14 protein-coding genes and 1 tRNA gene are annotated in these 16690 nt (G+C 58.9%); 8 read left to right on the plus strand and 7 right to left on the minus strand.

Going from position 1 to position 16690, the window contains the following annotated elements; all coding sequences use genetic code 11:
* Positions 1-12: 12 nt before the first annotated feature.
* Positions 13-1101: a septal ring lytic transglycosylase RlpA family protein gene (locus ASD46_RS18675; RefSeq protein ID WP_025593441.1), complete on the minus strand. Its 1089-nt coding sequence runs from the start codon at positions 1099-1101 to the stop codon at positions 13-15.
* A 319-nt stretch (positions 1102-1420) separates the two neighbouring features.
* Here ASD46_RS18675 and ASD46_RS18680 point away from each other — a divergent pair, with 319 nt between their 5' ends.
* On the plus strand, positions 1421-1759 hold the full coding sequence (locus ASD46_RS18680) for a hypothetical protein (protein WP_003515252.1): 339 nt from the start codon (positions 1421-1423) through the stop codon (positions 1757-1759).
* A 133-nt stretch (positions 1760-1892) separates the two neighbouring features.
* On the opposite strand, the gene ASD46_RS18685 is transcribed toward ASD46_RS18680, so the two are convergent.
* From ASD46_RS18685 to ASD46_RS27820, 3 genes are all read right to left on the minus strand, one after another.
* Positions 1893-1982: transfer RNA gene (locus tag ASD46_RS18685), tRNA-Ser, on the minus strand.
* Positions 1983-2566: 584 nt separating this feature from the next.
* On the minus strand, positions 2567-2794 hold the full coding sequence (locus tag ASD46_RS18695; RefSeq protein ID WP_025593443.1) for a hypothetical protein: 228 nt from the start codon (positions 2792-2794) through the stop codon (positions 2567-2569).
* A gap of 15 nt (positions 2795-2809) precedes the next feature.
* Positions 2810-3073 carry a hypothetical protein gene (locus ASD46_RS27820; protein WP_003515255.1) on the minus strand — a complete coding sequence of 88 codons (264 nt, stop codon included), beginning with the start codon at positions 3071-3073 and terminating at the stop codon, positions 2810-2812.
* A gap of 137 nt (positions 3074-3210) precedes the next feature.
* Here ASD46_RS27820 and ASD46_RS18705 point away from each other — a divergent pair, with 137 nt between their 5' ends.
* The 3 genes from ASD46_RS18705 to ASD46_RS18715 all read left to right on the plus strand — a co-directional run bounded on the left by ASD46_RS18705 (position 3211) and on the right by ASD46_RS18715 (position 5929).
* Positions 3211-3921 carry a hypothetical protein gene (locus ASD46_RS18705; RefSeq protein ID WP_025593445.1) on the plus strand — a complete coding sequence of 237 codons (711 nt, stop codon included), beginning with the start codon at positions 3211-3213 and terminating at the stop codon, positions 3919-3921.
* A 148-nt stretch (positions 3922-4069) separates the two neighbouring features.
* Positions 4070-5584, plus strand: a complete 1515-nt coding sequence (locus ASD46_RS18710) for a D-alanyl-D-alanine carboxypeptidase family protein (RefSeq protein ID WP_003515257.1) — start codon at positions 4070-4072, stop codon at positions 5582-5584.
* 84 nt (positions 5585-5668) lie between these two features.
* Positions 5669-5929: a hypothetical protein gene (locus ASD46_RS18715; RefSeq protein ID WP_003515258.1), complete on the plus strand. Its 261-nt coding sequence runs from the start codon at positions 5669-5671 to the stop codon at positions 5927-5929.
* Positions 5930-6023: 94 nt separating this feature from the next.
* On the opposite strand, the gene gyrA is transcribed toward ASD46_RS18715, so the two are convergent.
* Entirely contained in the window at positions 6024-8816 is a 2793-nt protein-coding gene (gene gyrA, locus ASD46_RS18720; protein WP_025593447.1) for a DNA gyrase subunit A, read from the minus strand.
* A 217-nt stretch (positions 8817-9033) separates the two neighbouring features.
* Between gyrA and ASD46_RS18725 the strand changes: the two genes are divergently transcribed.
* Positions 9034-9663: a MarC family protein gene (locus ASD46_RS18725; RefSeq protein ID WP_003515260.1), complete on the plus strand. Its 630-nt coding sequence runs from the start codon at positions 9034-9036 to the stop codon at positions 9661-9663.
* Positions 9664-9786: 123 nt separating this feature from the next.
* On the plus strand, positions 9787-10935 hold the full coding sequence (locus tag ASD46_RS18730; RefSeq protein ID WP_035198238.1) for an HPP family protein: 1149 nt from the start codon (positions 9787-9789) through the stop codon (positions 10933-10935).
* A 66-nt stretch (positions 10936-11001) separates the two neighbouring features.
* Here ASD46_RS18730 and ASD46_RS18735 read toward each other — a convergent pair whose 3' ends face one another.
* Complete coding sequence (locus ASD46_RS18735; protein ID WP_003515262.1) at positions 11002-11577, minus strand: single-stranded DNA-binding protein; 576 nt, start codon at positions 11575-11577, stop codon at positions 11002-11004.
* A gap of 265 nt (positions 11578-11842) precedes the next feature.
* On the opposite strand from ASD46_RS18735, the gene uvrA reads away from it, so the two are divergent.
* Positions 11843-14764, plus strand: a complete 2922-nt coding sequence (gene uvrA, locus ASD46_RS18740) for an excinuclease ABC subunit UvrA (RefSeq protein WP_025593451.1) — start codon at positions 11843-11845, stop codon at positions 14762-14764.
* A 56-nt stretch (positions 14765-14820) separates the two neighbouring features.
* A complete protein-coding gene (locus ASD46_RS18745; RefSeq protein ID WP_013636107.1) occupies positions 14821-15621 on the plus strand; it encodes a DUF72 domain-containing protein in 801 nt (266 codons plus the stop codon).
* Positions 15622-15626: 5 nt separating this feature from the next.
* On the opposite strand, the gene dusA is transcribed toward ASD46_RS18745, so the two are convergent.
* Positions 15627-16622, minus strand: a complete 996-nt coding sequence (gene dusA / locus ASD46_RS18750; RefSeq protein WP_029658764.1) for a tRNA dihydrouridine(20/20a) synthase DusA — start codon at positions 16620-16622, stop codon at positions 15627-15629.
* Positions 16623-16690: the final 68 nt, after the last annotated feature.

Raw genomic sequence — 16690 nt, forward strand, 5'->3', positions numbered from 1 at the left:
CTCTTCAACCCGTCAGCGCGTCTTCGCCTGCTGACGCTTCACATGGGCAAGTATGGAATCCTCATTGAGCGCTCCGCGATCGACGAGCACGCTGTCGAACGCACGTGAGGTTCTCGAAACAGCAGAGGATTCCTCGGAATAAGCCGCTGCATATTTGGACGACGGCGTTGGCACGCGCAGATAGTTGCCGCCAGGTGCTGCCGGCTCACGCGTGAAATTGCCTTCCGGGCGTTCCGCCAGGAACGGACCGATTTCCGGCAGGATTGCAAATTGTTCGAAGGCCGGTGCGGGGCCGTTGACCAGCGGCATGGCCTGGAGCGCTGCATTCTTTTTGGTGCCAACCAGCGCCGTCTGCGTCGAAGCACCGTAATTCGGGTTGGATGTCGGGGCCGGCACGAAATTCGGCGAAGCCGAAGCCACCATGACACCAGTCGCGATCTGCCCTTCCGGCGCAACACCCGGAGAACGAGAGCCCTTCGGAACATAGGACGCCATCAGATAAGGCATATCGTGCCCATCAAGCGGCGCGCGGCCTGCATATTGCACCCGCACATTCGCCGTTCCAGTGCCCTTCATGTCGAGAAGATCTGCGGTCTTGCTTGAAACGTCGATCAGGCGACCTTCATGGAAGGGTCCGCGATCGTTGACGCGCACCAGAACCGATGCACCGTTTTCCATATTGGTGATGCGCGCATAGCTCGGCAGGGGAAATGTCGGATGCGCAGCGGAAAGATGTTCCTTGTCATAGACCTCGCCATTTGCCGTCAGACGGCCGTGGAAGGCGGAACCATACCAGGAGGCAAGACCGGTCTTGTTGTAACCCGGCTCTTCCTTCGGAAAATAGCGTCGGCCCTTGACGGTATAGGCATTGCCGAGAAGCTCGCGCCCGCCGCCCTTGGGAATGTTCTGGCCGTCGGCCACGCGCGGGCTGGCTTTGACGCCATATTCCGATTCGGAGAAATATTCCTTGCTGCGCTTCTGCTTCGGTTTGGTCTCAGAGGTGGTGGAACACGAGGCTGTCGCGGCGCAAAGCACGGAAATTGCAAGCCACTTCACGCCCGATCTGGCGTTGATGCCGAGTTTCTTGACCGTAGATTTCAAATCGTCTGCCCCACGCTGCTTGCAGGCTCGAAGAACCGCACCCTCATTTGCCTCGATGCATGCCCCTGCCATCGAAGCACCTAACAGTCGCTTAATCTTGTGCATAACGTGGCAAAAATGCGAACGACTTCTGCAAATTCGATAAAATTGTAATGAACGTGGTTAACGATTTATGTCTTTTCCGCAGCATTAGAAGCCTGATGGGCCTGTAACCGCGCCGTCTTGAGATGTCTCCTGCTCAAGGAACAAACGAAGCCCGACCGCGTTTTCTCCTCGCAAACACACGAGCTTCCGCCGGTTTTCGGCTGAGTGAGGGAACATGATCAAGTCAATAAAAACCGCCGGCCTGGCACTCGGCATCGCGTTGGTGTCCATTGCCGCCCCTATTCACGCAAGTGCGCAGGACATGGAGCTGCGGATCGGCCCAGACGGCGTTCGCCCGGTTATACGTGATCGCGACCGCGACATGGACCGACGAGGACCTCCGCGCATGCGTGGCTGCGGCGAACGCGAAGCCCGCGCCGCCGCCCGCGAGGCAGGCCTGCGCGACCCCGAAATCGTGCGCGTCACCCCCGGTCGCGTCGTCGTCCAGGGCTTCACCCGCCGAGGACCGGAGCGCATCACATTCGCGAACGAACGCGGCTGTCCAGAACTCTAATACATTAATCAACGGAACCCGCCGACAGGCGGGTTTCTTCATTTCGGTGATACAAGAAATTTCCAAGCTAAAGTACACCGCGTCGCTAACGCTGCCGGTTCTCTTGATTTCAAACTGTCTGTTTGGAATTTTATGGCAGATGGGGTGGGATTCGAACCCACGGTACGCTCTCACGCACGCCGGTTTTCAAGACCGGTTCCTTAAACCACTCGGACACCCATCCATCGGTGGTGAGGCTTTATAGCGTTTTGAAAAAGGCCGTCAATCCCGATGGCGCACGCGCGCACAGCCTCTTCGCATCCGTCAGCAACTCATTGTCCTTGTGTTGTTGCCGGCGGCAGCAGAGACCCCTCGCCCGAAGGAAGTGCCGGACTTTGCTGAGGCGAGTGGAATAGCGCCAGACTCAGCACGATTGCCACAAGCACCAGTAAAAGCGCCACGAAGAAGATTCCGGATTTATCCATGCGTCTGCTCATGTCCCGTTATGTTAGGCGCGAATATGTGCAATTCGAGGCAATCGAAGAATAAAACGACCTTCTGTCAAGTTGCCTGACAGATTTGGTCAGTTGATATTCCTAAATTCTTCCTGCTTGAGCAAATTTTATGCGTCGGCGTACTGTTTGGGACGGAAGTGGCCTATCGCGTCAGTAATATTGTCATTTATATAGCCGCATCGCTCCCGGGCATTGCCCAACTTTCCCCGAGCGATCAACCTGCCCCGCCCGTTTGCGGGGCTTTTTTCTTTTGTACTACCGAAAAACTGCGACCGGCGGATAAAGGCTGGGTGTGCGTTACCTGCTTTATGGTTTAGACACCGATGCTCGGTCCGCCATCGCCGTGCCGAAAACCGCCCCGGAAAATATCCTCGAAAAGGTTCAGCAGCGCCGGCGGTAACGTGTCGGAAAACTCCATAATGATCTCGTTGGCGCGATTGTAGGAATAGATGGCGCAAAGCGTCAGCACCAGCAGCACGATCCACGGCCAGATTGGCTTGCGCCTAGGCGGCGCCCCATTGGGTTGTTGCGGTACAGTCATCCCGGTACCTTCCGTTCAGGCCTTGACGCGCGGTTCGCCTCCCGGCGCATAGGCGGTTTTTTGCAGGAAACGGAATATGTTACCGCACTGACCGCAGCGGATCATGAATTCCGTTGGATCGACCGAGGCACGCTCGGTGCGGAATCCACGCGGCATTTCATCAACGCGAAAATCAAGGTTACGGCGGTCTTTCTCATCCGATTCCGACACCTCGGCAAAACCCTGATGACCGCATTTGGAACATTCGAGTTTCCGGGAATATCTGTCGCGCGCTGCCATATGCCGTCCTTTGCTTGCATCCTATCAGGTAGCAGCGGCAAAACAGCATTTCAATGGCGATCGCCGCAGGTTAAAGCTTTGCCCGTCTGTTTTCAGTGTGGAAAACGCGTCCAGTGGTAAGAACAAGTCGGAAGCTCATGCACAACGAAGCCCCCCTGCTTTCATCCTCCCTGATACGGCGCGCCGTCATCATTGCCGTCATTATTATATGCTTTGTTGCTGCCCTTAATATCGGCGTTAAATGGTACGGCGAGCGGATCCTTCAGGCGGGCCATACAACAGCAACCGATGCGGTGGAGATCACAATCGGCAATGACCGGCTGAAACTTGCGAAAAACACGCTGCGTGTACCTTCCGACCGCCATGATGGAGAGCGAGAGCGGGCCGATCTTTATCTCACCTGGCCGGATCTCAAGGGATATGAAGACTCCAATCGCGCTGTTTTCGATGATCCGGCGCAGGCAGCAGGGCTTATTTTCGTCCAGCTATCGCAAAGCACGATGTCTGAGGACATGTCCGGCCGTTTCGGGCCGATCTATGCCCGGTTGACGGAAGGAGAGCCTGTGCCGCTGAAACACGGCCTCACACTGCACCGCCTGCGTGCCGACGCAGGTTACGGCAAGGAAGTAATATTGACCGGGCAGCGCGTAGGCGAAAGCGACTATGTCGTGCGCTGCCTTCTGCCGCAAACCCAGCAGGCGTCGACGGGCAGCGACTGCCAGAGGGACATCCACGCCGGCCAGGACCTCAGCCTGTTCTACCGATTCTCCGCAACCTTGCTGCCGCAATGGAAAGAACTCGACGCAGGCGTGAAACGCTACATCGAGCAGCGCCTCGTAAAAGACTGAAATACGTGAAAAGGCGTGAGACAGATTGCGCCCGAAAAGTCGCATTTTATGGAGCGTGGATACCTTTCATAAACCACTTGGTAACGCCATCCCGATAAAGTTTCTTCCCGGAGCACTCGGGCGGGGCGCGTCCGAGCGGAACAGAAATATGCGATTGAAGAGTTCAGCAGTGTTGAAAAGTCTATTTGGGGCAGATTCGCGCAAAGCGGGTGCGACGTCTTTGGTAAGGTTCGTTGCGTTGACCCTTGCTGCGGCGTTCATAACCGCAACATCCGTTGGCACCGCACAGGCGGACCCGAAATATGCGGGCATCGTCATTGATGCCAAGACCGGCAAGGTTCTCTATGGCGAAGATCCGGATGGCCTGCGCTATCCTGCCTCGCTGACGAAGATGATGACGCTTTATCTTACGTTCGAGGCGCTTAATTCCGGGCGCATTTCGCTCGATTCCAAGGTGCCGGTTTCGGCCAACGCCGCCAAGGAGCCTCCTTCCAAGCTCGGCGTGCGCGCCGGTGGCAGCATCACGGTCGAGCAGGCAATTCTTGCGCTCGTCACCCGTTCCGCCAACGACATGGCCACCGCACTCGGTGAATATATCGGCGGCTCCGAAGACCGTTTTGCCAGAATGATGACCGCCAAGGCCCGTGCGCTCGGCATGACGCGCACGACCTATCGTAACGCCAACGGCCTGCCTAACACGGCGCAGATGACGACGGCGCGTGACCAGGCCCGCCTCGGCATCGCCCTTCGACAGCATTTCCCGCAATATTACGGCTACTTCTCCACGCGCACCTTCAATTTCGGCAAGCAGGTCATCGGCAACCACAATCGTCTCGTGGGAACCGTTCGCGGCGTAGACGGCATCAAGACAGGTTATACCCGTGCCGCCGGAAGCAATCTTGCAACATCGGCACAGCTAGACGGTCGCTCCATCGTCGCCGTCGTTCTTGGCGGCCGCTCGAGCGCTGCCCGTGACGCCACCATGCGCAAGCTTGTTGCGACCTACCTGCCGCAGGCCTCCCGCAGCGGCAACAGCAACCTGATTGCGCAGACGAGATCGGCACCTGTCGAAGAGCCAGTCGCTGTGGCTGTTGCTGCTCCACCTGTGGCAGTCGCGGCTCCGTCCGCAGCTGTCGCTGCGACAGATTCCGGCCTGCCCCATGCCGGCCCCGTACCGCAGACCCGTTACGAGGACGCGCCGGTTACTGCCTTTGCAGGCTCCTCGTCCAATGCGGCCGTAAAGGCCATGGAAGCCGCCACCTGGCAGAAGGGCAAGGATCCTATTTCTCAGGTGGCCGTCGCGCCTGACCGCAAGTTGATTACCAACTCGACCAAGGTGGACAATATCGTCACCGCTTCCACACCGGCATCTGTGCCCTCCACCCCTTCCGTTTCGGCAAAGGCTGAAGCTCCGCAGGGCGGCTGGGTGATCCAGATTGGCGCATCGCCGGATGAAAACTCGGCACGTGGCCTGTTGCAGAATGCGCAGGAAAAAGGCGGCGCCGCCCTTCGGTCCGCAAAACCCTTCACGGTGGCCTTCAGCAGAGAAGGCTCCCAGGTATACCGCGCCCGCTTCGGCGGCTTCGACGGCCAAGCCGCCGCGGTAAATGCATGCAATGCATTGAAAAAGAAAGGCGTCAGCTGCTGGGCGTCACTCCAGTAATCGACGTTCGCGCAGGCGGTGGCTTATTTGTTGAAACATCGCCTGTCTCCTCGAATTGTGTAATGTGTAGCGAGGCTTTCCAAGATGGCAGTTAACGAGAACTATTCGGACATTGCGTCTGGCAACGGGCAAGGCAGTCTGTCGGTTCTGCATCCCATTCACGAGGCGGCAATGCGCATTGCCGATCTCGGTCTTAACCGCTCCAAGGCAAAGACGCGTGATCTCGTCAGCCTGCTTCTGTCGCATGGCGCGCGCGCCTGGCGTGCCAATCAGCCGGAAGCCAATATCCACCTTCATGTCGGCCGCCGCTCCGGGCGTGCACCGGTCCATATCCGGATCCGCTGAGAAACCGAACATAACCGGACGAGACAAAGAAAAACCCCGCGGAGCCTTTGCACCGCGGGGTTTTTGTTGATTGACAATGAAGAAACGAGGCGGCTTACGCCTCGCTCTCCGGTGCCTCTGGCGTATCCGGCAGAGTGTCTGCCACATCTTCGCCATTGCCGTTTTCCGCCTCTTCGTCGCCTTCAGGCTCGTTGATACGTTCCACGGAAACCACCTTCTCATCCTTAGCGGTGGAGAAGATCGTCACGCCCTTGGTGGCGCGGCTTGCGATACGGATGCCGTTTACCGGCACACGGATCAGCTGGCCGCCATCGGAAACCAGCATGATCTGGTCGCCTTCGTCCACCGGGAAGGCCGCAACGAGTTCGCCGATTTCCGTCGTCTTCGAGGTATCGGTGGCGCGAATGCCCTTGCCGCCACGACCCGATGTGCGGAAGTCGTAAGACGAAGAACGCTTGCCATAGCCTTTTTCAGAGACGGTCAGCACGAATTCTTCGCGTGCCTTCAGTTCCTGATAACGCTCTTCGCTGAGTTCGCCTTCTTCCGCGACTTCCTCGCCAACCAGTGCGATATCTTCCTCATCGACCCCGGCGGCACGCCGCTCGGTGGCCGAACGCTTGAGGTAGGCCGCACGCTCCCACGGTTCAGCTTCCACATGGCCCACAATGGTCATGGAGATAATGCGGTCGCCATCCGCCATGTTGATACCGCGCACGCCAACCGAGTTGCGGCCGGCGAAGACGCGGACATCGTCCACCGGGAAGCGAATGCACTGGCCGAGTGCCGTCGTCAGCAATACGTCATCCTGGTCGGTACAGGTTTCGACGGAGAGGATTTCATCGCCCTCCTCCTCCAGCTTCATGGCGATCTTGCCGTTGCGGTTGACCTGCACGAAATCGCCGAGCTTGTTGCGGCGAACCGTGCCGCGCGTCGTCGAGAACATCACATCGAGCGTTTCCCAGGTCGTTTCGTCCTCGGGCAACGGCATGATGGTGGTGATGCGCTCGCCTGGTTCCAGCGGCAGCATGTTGATGAGCGCCTTGCCCTTCGACTGCGGCGTACCGATCGGAAGGCGCCAGACTTTTTCCTTGTACACGATGCCGCGCGAGGAGAAGAACAGCACCGGCGTATGGGTATTGGCGACAAAGAGACGGTTGACGAAATCTTCGTCGCGCGTCGCCATGCCGGAACGGCCCTTGCCGCCGCGACGCTGTGCCCGGTAGGTGGTCAGCGGCACGCGCTTGATGTAGCCGAGATGCGAAACGGTGACGACCATATCTTCGCGGGAGATGAGGTCTTCATCATCCATGTCAGGACCGCCTTCGACGATCTCGGACCGACGTGGCGTGCCAAACTCGTCGCGGATGGCAATAAGCTCATCCTTGACGATCTGCATGATGCGCAGCCGTGAAGACAGGATTTCGAGATATTCGCTGATTTCCGCACCGATCTTGTTCAGCTCGTCGCCGATTTCGTCGCGGCCAAGCGCCGTCAGGCGGGCAAGGCGCAGTTCGAGAATGGCGCGTGCCTGCTCTTCGGAGAGATTGTAGGTGCCGTCTTCATTGATGCGGTGGCGCGGATCGTCGATGAGACGGATCAGGCTTTCCACATCCTGCGCCGGCCAGCGCCGCGTCATCAGCTCCTCACGGGCCGAAGCCGGATCGGGAGCATGACGAATGACGCGGATGACTTCGTCGATATTGGCAACCGAGATCGCCAGACCGACCAACACATGCGCGCGGTCGCGCGCCTTGCGCAGCAGATACTTCGTGCGGCGGCTGACGACATCCTCACGGAAGGACACGAAGGCGCGCAGCATGTCCAGCAGCGTCATCTGTTCCGGCTTGCCGCCGTTCAGCGCCACCATGTTGCAGCCGAAGGAGGTCTGCAGCGGCGTGTAGCGATAGATCTGGTTCAGGATGACTTCGGCATTGGCGTCACGCTTCAGCTCGACGACGACGCGATAACCCTGGCGGTCGGACTCGTCGCGCAGGTCGGAAATACCCTCGATGCGCTTTTCCTTGACCAGTTCGGCCATCTTCTCGATCATCGTCGCCTTGTTCACCTGATAGGGAACCTCGGTGATGATGATCTGCTCGCGGTCGCCGCGCATCGGCTCGATGGTCGCACGGCCGCGCATGATGACCGATCCGCGACCCGTCTCATAGGCAGAGCGAATGCCGGAACGGCCCATGATGAGCGCGCCGGTCGGGAAGTCCGGGCCGGGAATGATCTGCATCAGTTCAAGCAGCTCGATCGCCGGATTGTCGATGAGGGCAATACAGCCGTCGATGACTTCGGAAAGATTGTGCGGCGGAATGTTCGTCGCCATGCCGACGGCGATGCCGCCCGCCCCGTTGACCAGAAGGTTCGGGAATTTCGCGGGAATGACGACCGGCTCATGCAAGGTGCCGTCATAGTTATCGCGGAAATCCACCGTTTCCTTGTCGAGATCGTCGAGAAGCGAATGCGCTGCCTTTTCGAGACGGCACTCGGTGTAACGTTCGGCCGCCGGCGGATCGCCGTCGATGGAGCCGAAGTTGCCCTGTCCGTCGATCAACGGCAGGCGCAGAGACCAGTCCTGCGCCATGCGCGCCAGCGCATCGTAAATCGCCGCATTGCCGTGCGGATGGAATTTACCCATCACGTCACCGGTGACGCGGGCGCATTTGACGTATTTCTTGTTCCAGTCGATGCCGAGTTCGGACATGCCGTAAAGAATACGGCGATGAACCGGCTTCAGACCGTCACGGACATCGGGAAGCGCGCGGGAAACGATAACGCTCATGGCGTAATCGAGATAGGACCGCTGCATTTCCTCAATGATGGAAATCGGTTCAATGCCTGGCGGAAGTTTTCCGCCGCCGGGGGGGCTCTGGTCAGTCAAAACGGATCACATTCTCTGTTAAGAATCGGATGGATTTTTATAGCGGAAACAGCCACGTTAAGCCAATTTCCCGGCGAGTTTTGAACAGTCTTTTGCGTCATTTGCAAGACATACCCCGCTTTTCGCCATTTAGGTTGGCAAAAGCGACGCCGCTCCCTTTCAAAGCGAGTACGACTTGCGTAGGCTCCGGCCTAAAAACAGAACAGGCGGGGAAAGAATGGCCAGCAGCGAAACGCTCATCAACGCGCTTACAACACTTCTGGTCACGCTCGATCCGCCCGGTCTCGCGCCCGTATTTCTCGCACTCACGGTTGGAATGACGCGCGACCAGCGCGCCCAGGTGGCCCTGCGCGGTTCAATCATCGCCTTCGGCATTCTCGCCATCTTCGCCCTGTTCGGTCTCACCATCCTCAACCTTCTCGGCATTTCGCTCGGTGCCTTCCGCATCGCCGGTGGCCTGCTGCTGTTCTGGATTTCCTTCGAGATGATTTTCGAGAAACGCCAGGAGCGCAAGGAAAAGACCTCGGAGATTGCCATCACCAAGGACCATCTGCACAATCTGGCGGTCTTTCCGCTCGCCTTGCCGTTGATCGCCGGGCCTGGCGCCATTTCCGCGACCGTGCTCCTGGCGGGAACGATGAAGACGACGCTCGAAATGGTCGTGCTTATTCTCATCCTCGCCTTCGCCATGGCCCTCGTCTACGCCACCCTGATCGTCTCGGAACGCATGGACCGTTTTCTCGGCAATACCGGCCGCGCGATCCTGACAAGGCTGCTCGGCGTCCTTCTTGCCGCGCTTTCCGTGCAGTTCGTAGTGGACGGCATAAAATCGGCCTTCGCATTCTGACGACCATCGGTTCGCAACAAAATGCCGCAACCGGCCGGATTTGCGAAAAATCCGCCCTTTGAATCCGGCTCCTGCCTCGGTTAAAAGACGCGCATCTTTTTTCCGCACCAGAAAGCTCTCTCCATGCGATCCACGCTGCGCCGCCTCATCCCGGATGCCGCTCCCGTCAGTAACCGGGAAAGGCTGCGCGCTGCGGCGGGCGCCTTCGTCGGCATTTCGCTGACGGGACTTCTGGGCAGCCTTGCTTTCCGCTTAGACCCTACCCTGCCCGCCATGATCGCGCCGATGGGCGCCTCGGCGGTGCTTTTATTCGCCGTGCCATCCAGCCCCCTTGCGCAGCCCTGGTCGATCCTCTGCGGTAACATCGTGTCGGCTTTCGTGGGCGTGACGGTGGCTTTACTCGTTCCGGATATTTTCCTTGCCAGCGCGCTTGCCATAAGCCTTGCCATTGCTGCCATGATGGCGCTGCGTTGCCTGCACCCGCCAAGCGGCGCGGTGGCGCTGACGGCCGTTCTCGGCGGCCCCGCCGTGCATAGTCTCGGCTATGGCTTTATTCTCTGGCCGGTCGCCGGAAACTCGCTCATCCTTCTCATCCTCGCGCTCGTTTATAACAATGCCACCGGCCGCGCCTATCCGCACGGCCTGAGGTTGGGAAAGGCCAGCCACGGCACGGCAGACCCGACGCCGATACAGAAAATCGGCTTTTCCTCAGCCGATCTGGACGAGGTGCTGAAGGAATATGACGAGGTTCTCGATATTGATCGCGATGTGCTGGAGATGATTTTGCGCAAGACGGAATTGCGCTCCTGGCGCCGCCGCGCCCTCCACCTCGATTGCGCCAGCGTCATGTCACGCGATGTGGTCGGCGTCGCCCCGGATGATAGCCTGCGCCACGCCCATTCACTGATGCGCAACCACCATTTCAAGGCGCTGCCCGTGACCAACGACAGGGCCGAAATCCTTGGCATCGTCACTCAGACGGATTTTCTTGAAAAGGCTAGCTGGAGAAACGGCCGCCCTTCAATCGGTTTCCTGCAGCGCCTGCGCCTTATTCTCTCAGGCACAAGCGCACCCAACGATACAGTCAAGGATATCATGACATCGCCTGTTAGAACCGTGCAGCCGGAAACGGCGATCGAGGAAGCAATCATCCGCTTTGCGGAGGAAGGGCTGCATTACCTGCCAGTGATCGACGCCAACGGCAAGATGGTGGGTATTCTTTCGCAGTCCGATGTCATGGTTGCGATGCTGGCGGACAAAGCCGCGGCATAGGTCTTCGCGACCTTGAAGCGGGCAACCGGTTTCGACCGGCTCCCGCCCCGTCAATCACGGTCCCGATCAGAACGGGATATCGTCGTCCATGTCACTGGAGAAGCCGCCGGAAGGCTGGCTGCCGCCACGCGAGGCACCGCCGCGGGCCGCCGGCTGCTGGTCGTAACCGCCACCGTAGTTACCGCCGCCGCTGCCATAATCTCCACCGCCGATGTCGCCACCGCTGCGGCTGCCGCCGCCACCTTCGCCGCGACCGTCGAGCATCGTCAGCGTGGAGTTGAAGCCCTGCAGTACCACTTCGGTGGAGTAACGGTCGTTACCGGTCTGGTCCTGCCACTTGCGCGTCTGCAGCTGGCCTTCAATGTAGAGCTTGGCGCCCTTTTTCACATATTGTTCGACAACCTTGCACAGACCTTCGTTGAAAACGACGACCGTGTGCCATTCTGTCTTTTCCTTGCGCTCGCCGCTGTTGCGGTCCCGCCACGTCTCTGAGGTGGCGATACGCAGATTGGCGATCGGACGGCCGTCCTGCGTCCGGCGAATTTCGGGATCGGCGCCAACGTTCCCAATCAGAATTACCTTGTTTACGCTACCAGCCATCTCGTCATCCTGTCCGCCAGCCATCGTGACCGGCAATTGCATTTCAAAAAATCCCGCACACAATAACCATCGCCGCCCGCAAAGGGCACCGCAACGGGGAACAATCCACAGCGAATAATCCCGACTTTCTCAGAGAGTATATTCGCACTTGCAATTTGTTCCTTTTTTGTTCTATTAAATCACGAAATTCGAGTCAAGTGAGCCGAAAAGCCATCGATCGATAGGGAATAAACCTCGACACGTCCGGTTGCGTCACTACATAAGGACGCGCCGCCATCAGGCCTGTTAATTTTGTCCGAGCTTTATCATGAGTGAACTGAAGACGATTTCCATCCGTGGTGCCCGTGAGCATAACCTCAAGGGTATCGATCTGGATCTACCGCGCAACAAGCTGATCGTCATGACCGGGCTCTCCGGCTCGGGCAAGTCGTCGCTTGCCTTCGACACAATCTATGCCGAGGGCCAGCGCCGTTATGTCGAGAGCCTCTCGGCCTATGCGCGCCAGTTCCTCGAAATGATGCAGAAGCCGGATGTAGACCGCATCGAGGGTCTTTCCCCGGCGATTTCCATCGAGCAGAAAACCACCTCGAAGAACCCGCGCTCCACGGTCGGCACGGTCACGGAAATCTACGACTATATGCGCCTGCTGTTTGCGCGTGTCGGCGTGCCCTACTCGCCGGCGACGGGCCTGCCGATCGAGAGCCAGACGGTCAGCCAGATGGTCGACCGTATTCTTGCCTTCGAGGAAGGCACGCGCCTTTATATTCTCGCGCCGATCGTGCGCGGCCGCAAAGGCGAATATAAAAAGGAACTCGCCGAGCTGATGAAGAAGGGCTTCCAGCGCGTCAAGGTGGATGGCCAGTTCTACGAGATCGCTGACGTTCCCGTCCTCGACAAGAAGTACAAACACGATCTCGATGTGGTGGTGGACCGCGCCGTCGTGCGCCCGGATATGGCAGCACGCCTTGCCGACAGTCTCGAGACCTGCCTCAAGCTCGCCGACGGGTTGGCAGTGGCCGAATTTGCCGACAAGCCCCTGCCGCCGGAAGAAACCTCGGCTGGCGGCTCCGCAAACAAATCGCTCAATGAGACTCACGAGCGTATGCTGTTTTCGGAAAAATTCGCCTGCCCGGTCTCCGGCTTCACCATCCCGGAAATCGAGCCCCGGCTTTTCTCCTTCAACAATCCCTTCGGCGCCTGCCCCACCTGTGACGGTCTCGGCTCGCAGCAGAAGGTGGACGAAAACCTGATCGTGCCCGAACCTGCACGCACCCTGCGGGATGGCGCGATCGCCCCCTGGGCCAAGTCGTCTTCCCCCTATTACAACCAGACGCTGGAGGCGCTGGGCAAGGCCTTCGGTTTCAAGCTGTCGAGCAAATGGACGGACCTTTCGAAAGAGGCGCAGCACGCCATTCTCCAGGGCACTGACGACAAGATCGAGTTCAACTATCAGGACGGCGCGCGCTCCTACAAGACGGTGAAGAATTTCGAAGGCATCGTTCCCAATCTGGAGCGTCGCTGGAAAGAGACCGACAGCGCCTGGGCGCGCGAGGAAATCGAGCGTTATATGTCTGCGGCACCCTGCCCGGCCTGCGCCGGCTATCGCCTGAAGCCGGAAGCGCTCGCCGTCAAGATCAACAGGATGCACATCGGCGAAGTCACCCAGATGTCGATCCATATGGCACGCGACTGGTTCGAGACGCTGCCGGAAAATCTGAACGCCAAACAGAACGAGATCGCGGTTCGCATTCTCAAGGAAATCCGCGAACGTCTGCGATTCCTCAACGATGTCGGGCTGGATTATCTCAGCCTGTCACGCAATTCCGGCACGCTTTCCGGCGGAGAAAGCCAGCGCATCCGGCTTGCTTCGCAGATCGGCTCCGGCCTCACCGGCGTTCTCTATGTTCTGGATGAGCCGTCCATCGGCCTGCATCAGCGTGACAATGCCCGCCTGCTCGACACGCTGAAGCACCTGCGCGACATCGGCAATACGGTGATCGTCGTCGAACACGACGAGGATGCCATTCTGACGGCGGATTACGTTGTCGATATCGGCCCTGCCGCCGGGATTCACGGCGGTCAGGTCATCGCCGAAGGCACGCCGCAGGAGGTGATGGCCAATCCGAAGTCGCTGACCGGCAAATATCTATCCGGTGAACTCGGCGTCGCCGTGCCGGCAGAACGCCGCAAGCCGAAGAAGGGCCGCGAAATCAAGGTTTTTGGCGCACGCGGCAACAACCTGAAGAATGTGACTGCGGCCGTTCCCCTTGGCGTTTTCACCGCCGTTACCGGCGTGTCGGGTGGTGGCAAATCGACATTCCTGATCGAGACGCTCTATAAGTCGGCAGCACGCCGGGTGATGGGCGCGCGCGAAATTCCGGCCGAGCATGACCGCATCGATGGTTTCGAATTCATCGACAAGGTGATCGATATCGACCAGTCGCCAATCGGCCGCACGCCACGATCAAACCCCGCCACCTACACCGGCGCATTCACGCCGATCCGTGACTGGTTCGCCGGTCTGCCGGAGGCGAAGGCGCGCGGTTATGCACCTGGCCGTTTCTCCTTCAACGTCAAGGGTGGCCGCTGCGAAGCCTGCCAGGGCGACGGCGTCATCAAGATCGAGATGCACTTCCTGCCGGATGTCTATGTCACCTGCGACGTCTGCCACGGCAAGCGTTATAATCGCGAGACGCTGGACGTGACCTTCAAGGGCAAGTCCATTGCCGACGTGCTTGATATGACGGTGGAAGAAGGCGTTGAATTCTTCGCCGCCGTTCCGGCCGTGCGTGACAAGCTGCAAGCGCTGTTCGATGTCGGTCTCGGTTACATCAAGGTCGGCCAGCAGGCCAATACGCTCTCCGGCGGCGAGGCGCAGCGCGTCAAGCTCGCCAAGGAACTGTCGAAACGCTCCACCGGCCGCACGCTCTACATTCTCGATGAGCCGACGACGGGTCTCCATTTCCACGACGTCAACAAGCTTCTGGAAATGCTGCAGGCGCTGGTGGATCAGGGCAATTCCGTCGTGGTAATCGAGCACAATCTCGAAGTCATCAAGACGGCCGACTGGATCATAGATATTGGCCCCGAAGGCGGCACGGGCGGCGGCGAAGTGGTGGCAACCGGCACGCCGGAAGACATCGTCAAGAACGAGCGCTCCTATACCGGCCATTTCCTGAAGGAACTTCTGGAACGCCGGCCAGCCGGAAAACGCGAGGCTGCGGAGTAATCCGCACCTTTCGCAGCAAGGGTACGTAAGGCCGATAGCCCGAGGAGGAACAGTATATGTCGACATCAGGCACGATCCGCACCGGTATCGGCGGCTGGACTTTCGAGCCGTGGGAAGGCACGTTTTATCCGGAAAAACTGCCGAAGAAACGCCAACTGGAACATGCCAGCCGGCAATTGACGGCGATCGAGGTGAACGGCACCTATTATAGCAGCCAGAAACCCGAGACCTTCGCCAAATGGGCGGCGGACGTGCCTGAGGATTTCGTTTTCTCCCTGAAGGCAAGCCGCTTCGTCACCAACCGCAAGGTCCTGGCCGAGGCGGGTGAATCCATGACGAAGTTCCTGACGCAGGGACTGACGGAGCTCGGCCACCATCTCGGCCCGATTCTCTGGCAATTCGCGCCGACTAAAAAATTCGACGCCGAGGATTTCGGGGCGTTTCTGGCATTGCTGCCCGAAAAACAGGACGGCATCAGCCTTCGCCACGTGGTCGAAGTGCGAAACCCGACATTTCAGGTGCCGGAGTTCATCGATCTTCTCGCCAAACACAAGGTCGCGGTCGTCTGCGCCGACCATCACGATTATCCGATGCTGCCTGACGTAACTGCCGATTTCGTCTATTGCCGCCTGCAAAAGGGCGAAGACGATATCGAGACCTGTTATCCGAAGGCCGAGATTGACCATTGGGCAAAACGGGTCAAGACCTATGCGGCGGGCGGTGTTCCGGATGACCTGCCGCTGATCGCTCCCGATAGAAAAGTAGAGAAGACCCCTCGCGATGTCTTCGCTTTCTTCATCACCGGCGGCAAGGTCAATGCACCAAACGGCGCACAGGTATTGCAGAAATTGGTCTGACTGGCTCAGCCAGCCATTTCTTTCGCGGGGTTGAAATCGACTGCCGCGAACGCCGCCTCGATCACCTCGGTTCCAGCGCCCGGTCGTGTGGCGTCGCTGGAAAGGATTTGCCGGAAACGGCGCGCGCCGGGCATGCCCTGAAACAGGCCGACCATGTGGCGGGTAACGTGGTTGAGGCGCCCGCCGGCGGCGATGTACTCGGCGGTGTAGGCCATCATCGCATCACGCAGCCCCATCCAGTCAGCTTGCCGGGCCTCTTCGCCATAAATGCGATGGTCGACATCGGCAAGGATGGACGTATTGTGATAGGCCGCACGGCCAAGCATCACGCCGTCCATATGCTGCAGATGGAGGCTTGCCTGATCGAGATCGGAGATACCGCCGTTGATGCCGATGAAGATGTCAGGATTTTCCCGCTTCATGCGATAGACGAGATCATAATCGAGCGGCGGCACCTCACGGTTTTCCTTCGGCGAAAGCCCTTGCAGCCAAGCCTTGCGCGCATGGATCCAGACCGCATCTGCGCCCGCCGCCACTACCCGCGAAAGAAAATCCGGCAGCACGGCTTCCGGCTCCTGATCGTCCACGCCGATGCGGCATTTGACCGTGACCGGCACCTTCGCAACGGCCTTCATCGCCGTCACGCATTGCGCGACAATCTCGGACTCGCGCATCAGACATGCGCCGAAAGTGCCGGATTGCACCCGGTCCGAAGGACAGCCGACATTGAGGTTGATCTCGTCATAGCCATAATCGCCGGCGATCCGCACCGCCTCCGAAAGCTTTACCGGATCCGACCCACCGAGTTGCAGTGCGACCGGATGTTCCTGAGTATGATAGTTGAGCAACCTGTCGCGCTGTCCATGGATGATGGCGTCGGCAACGATCATTTCCGTATAAAGCAGCGCACGCTTCGACAATTGCCGGTGCAGAAATCTGCACCTCGTGTCCGTCCAATCGATCATCGGGGCCACGGCAAAGATGCGAGACCCTGATGTCATCGCTTTTTTGTAGAAATTCAACTATTTACGCTCGCTTACTAGGGTAAAATTCTGTGATAGTTTTTCAT

Source organism: Rhizobium sp. Root491 (genome assembly GCF_001427205.1).
In the GTDB taxonomy this organism is placed as follows: Bacteria; Pseudomonadota; Alphaproteobacteria; order Rhizobiales; family Rhizobiaceae; genus Agrobacterium; species Agrobacterium tumefaciens.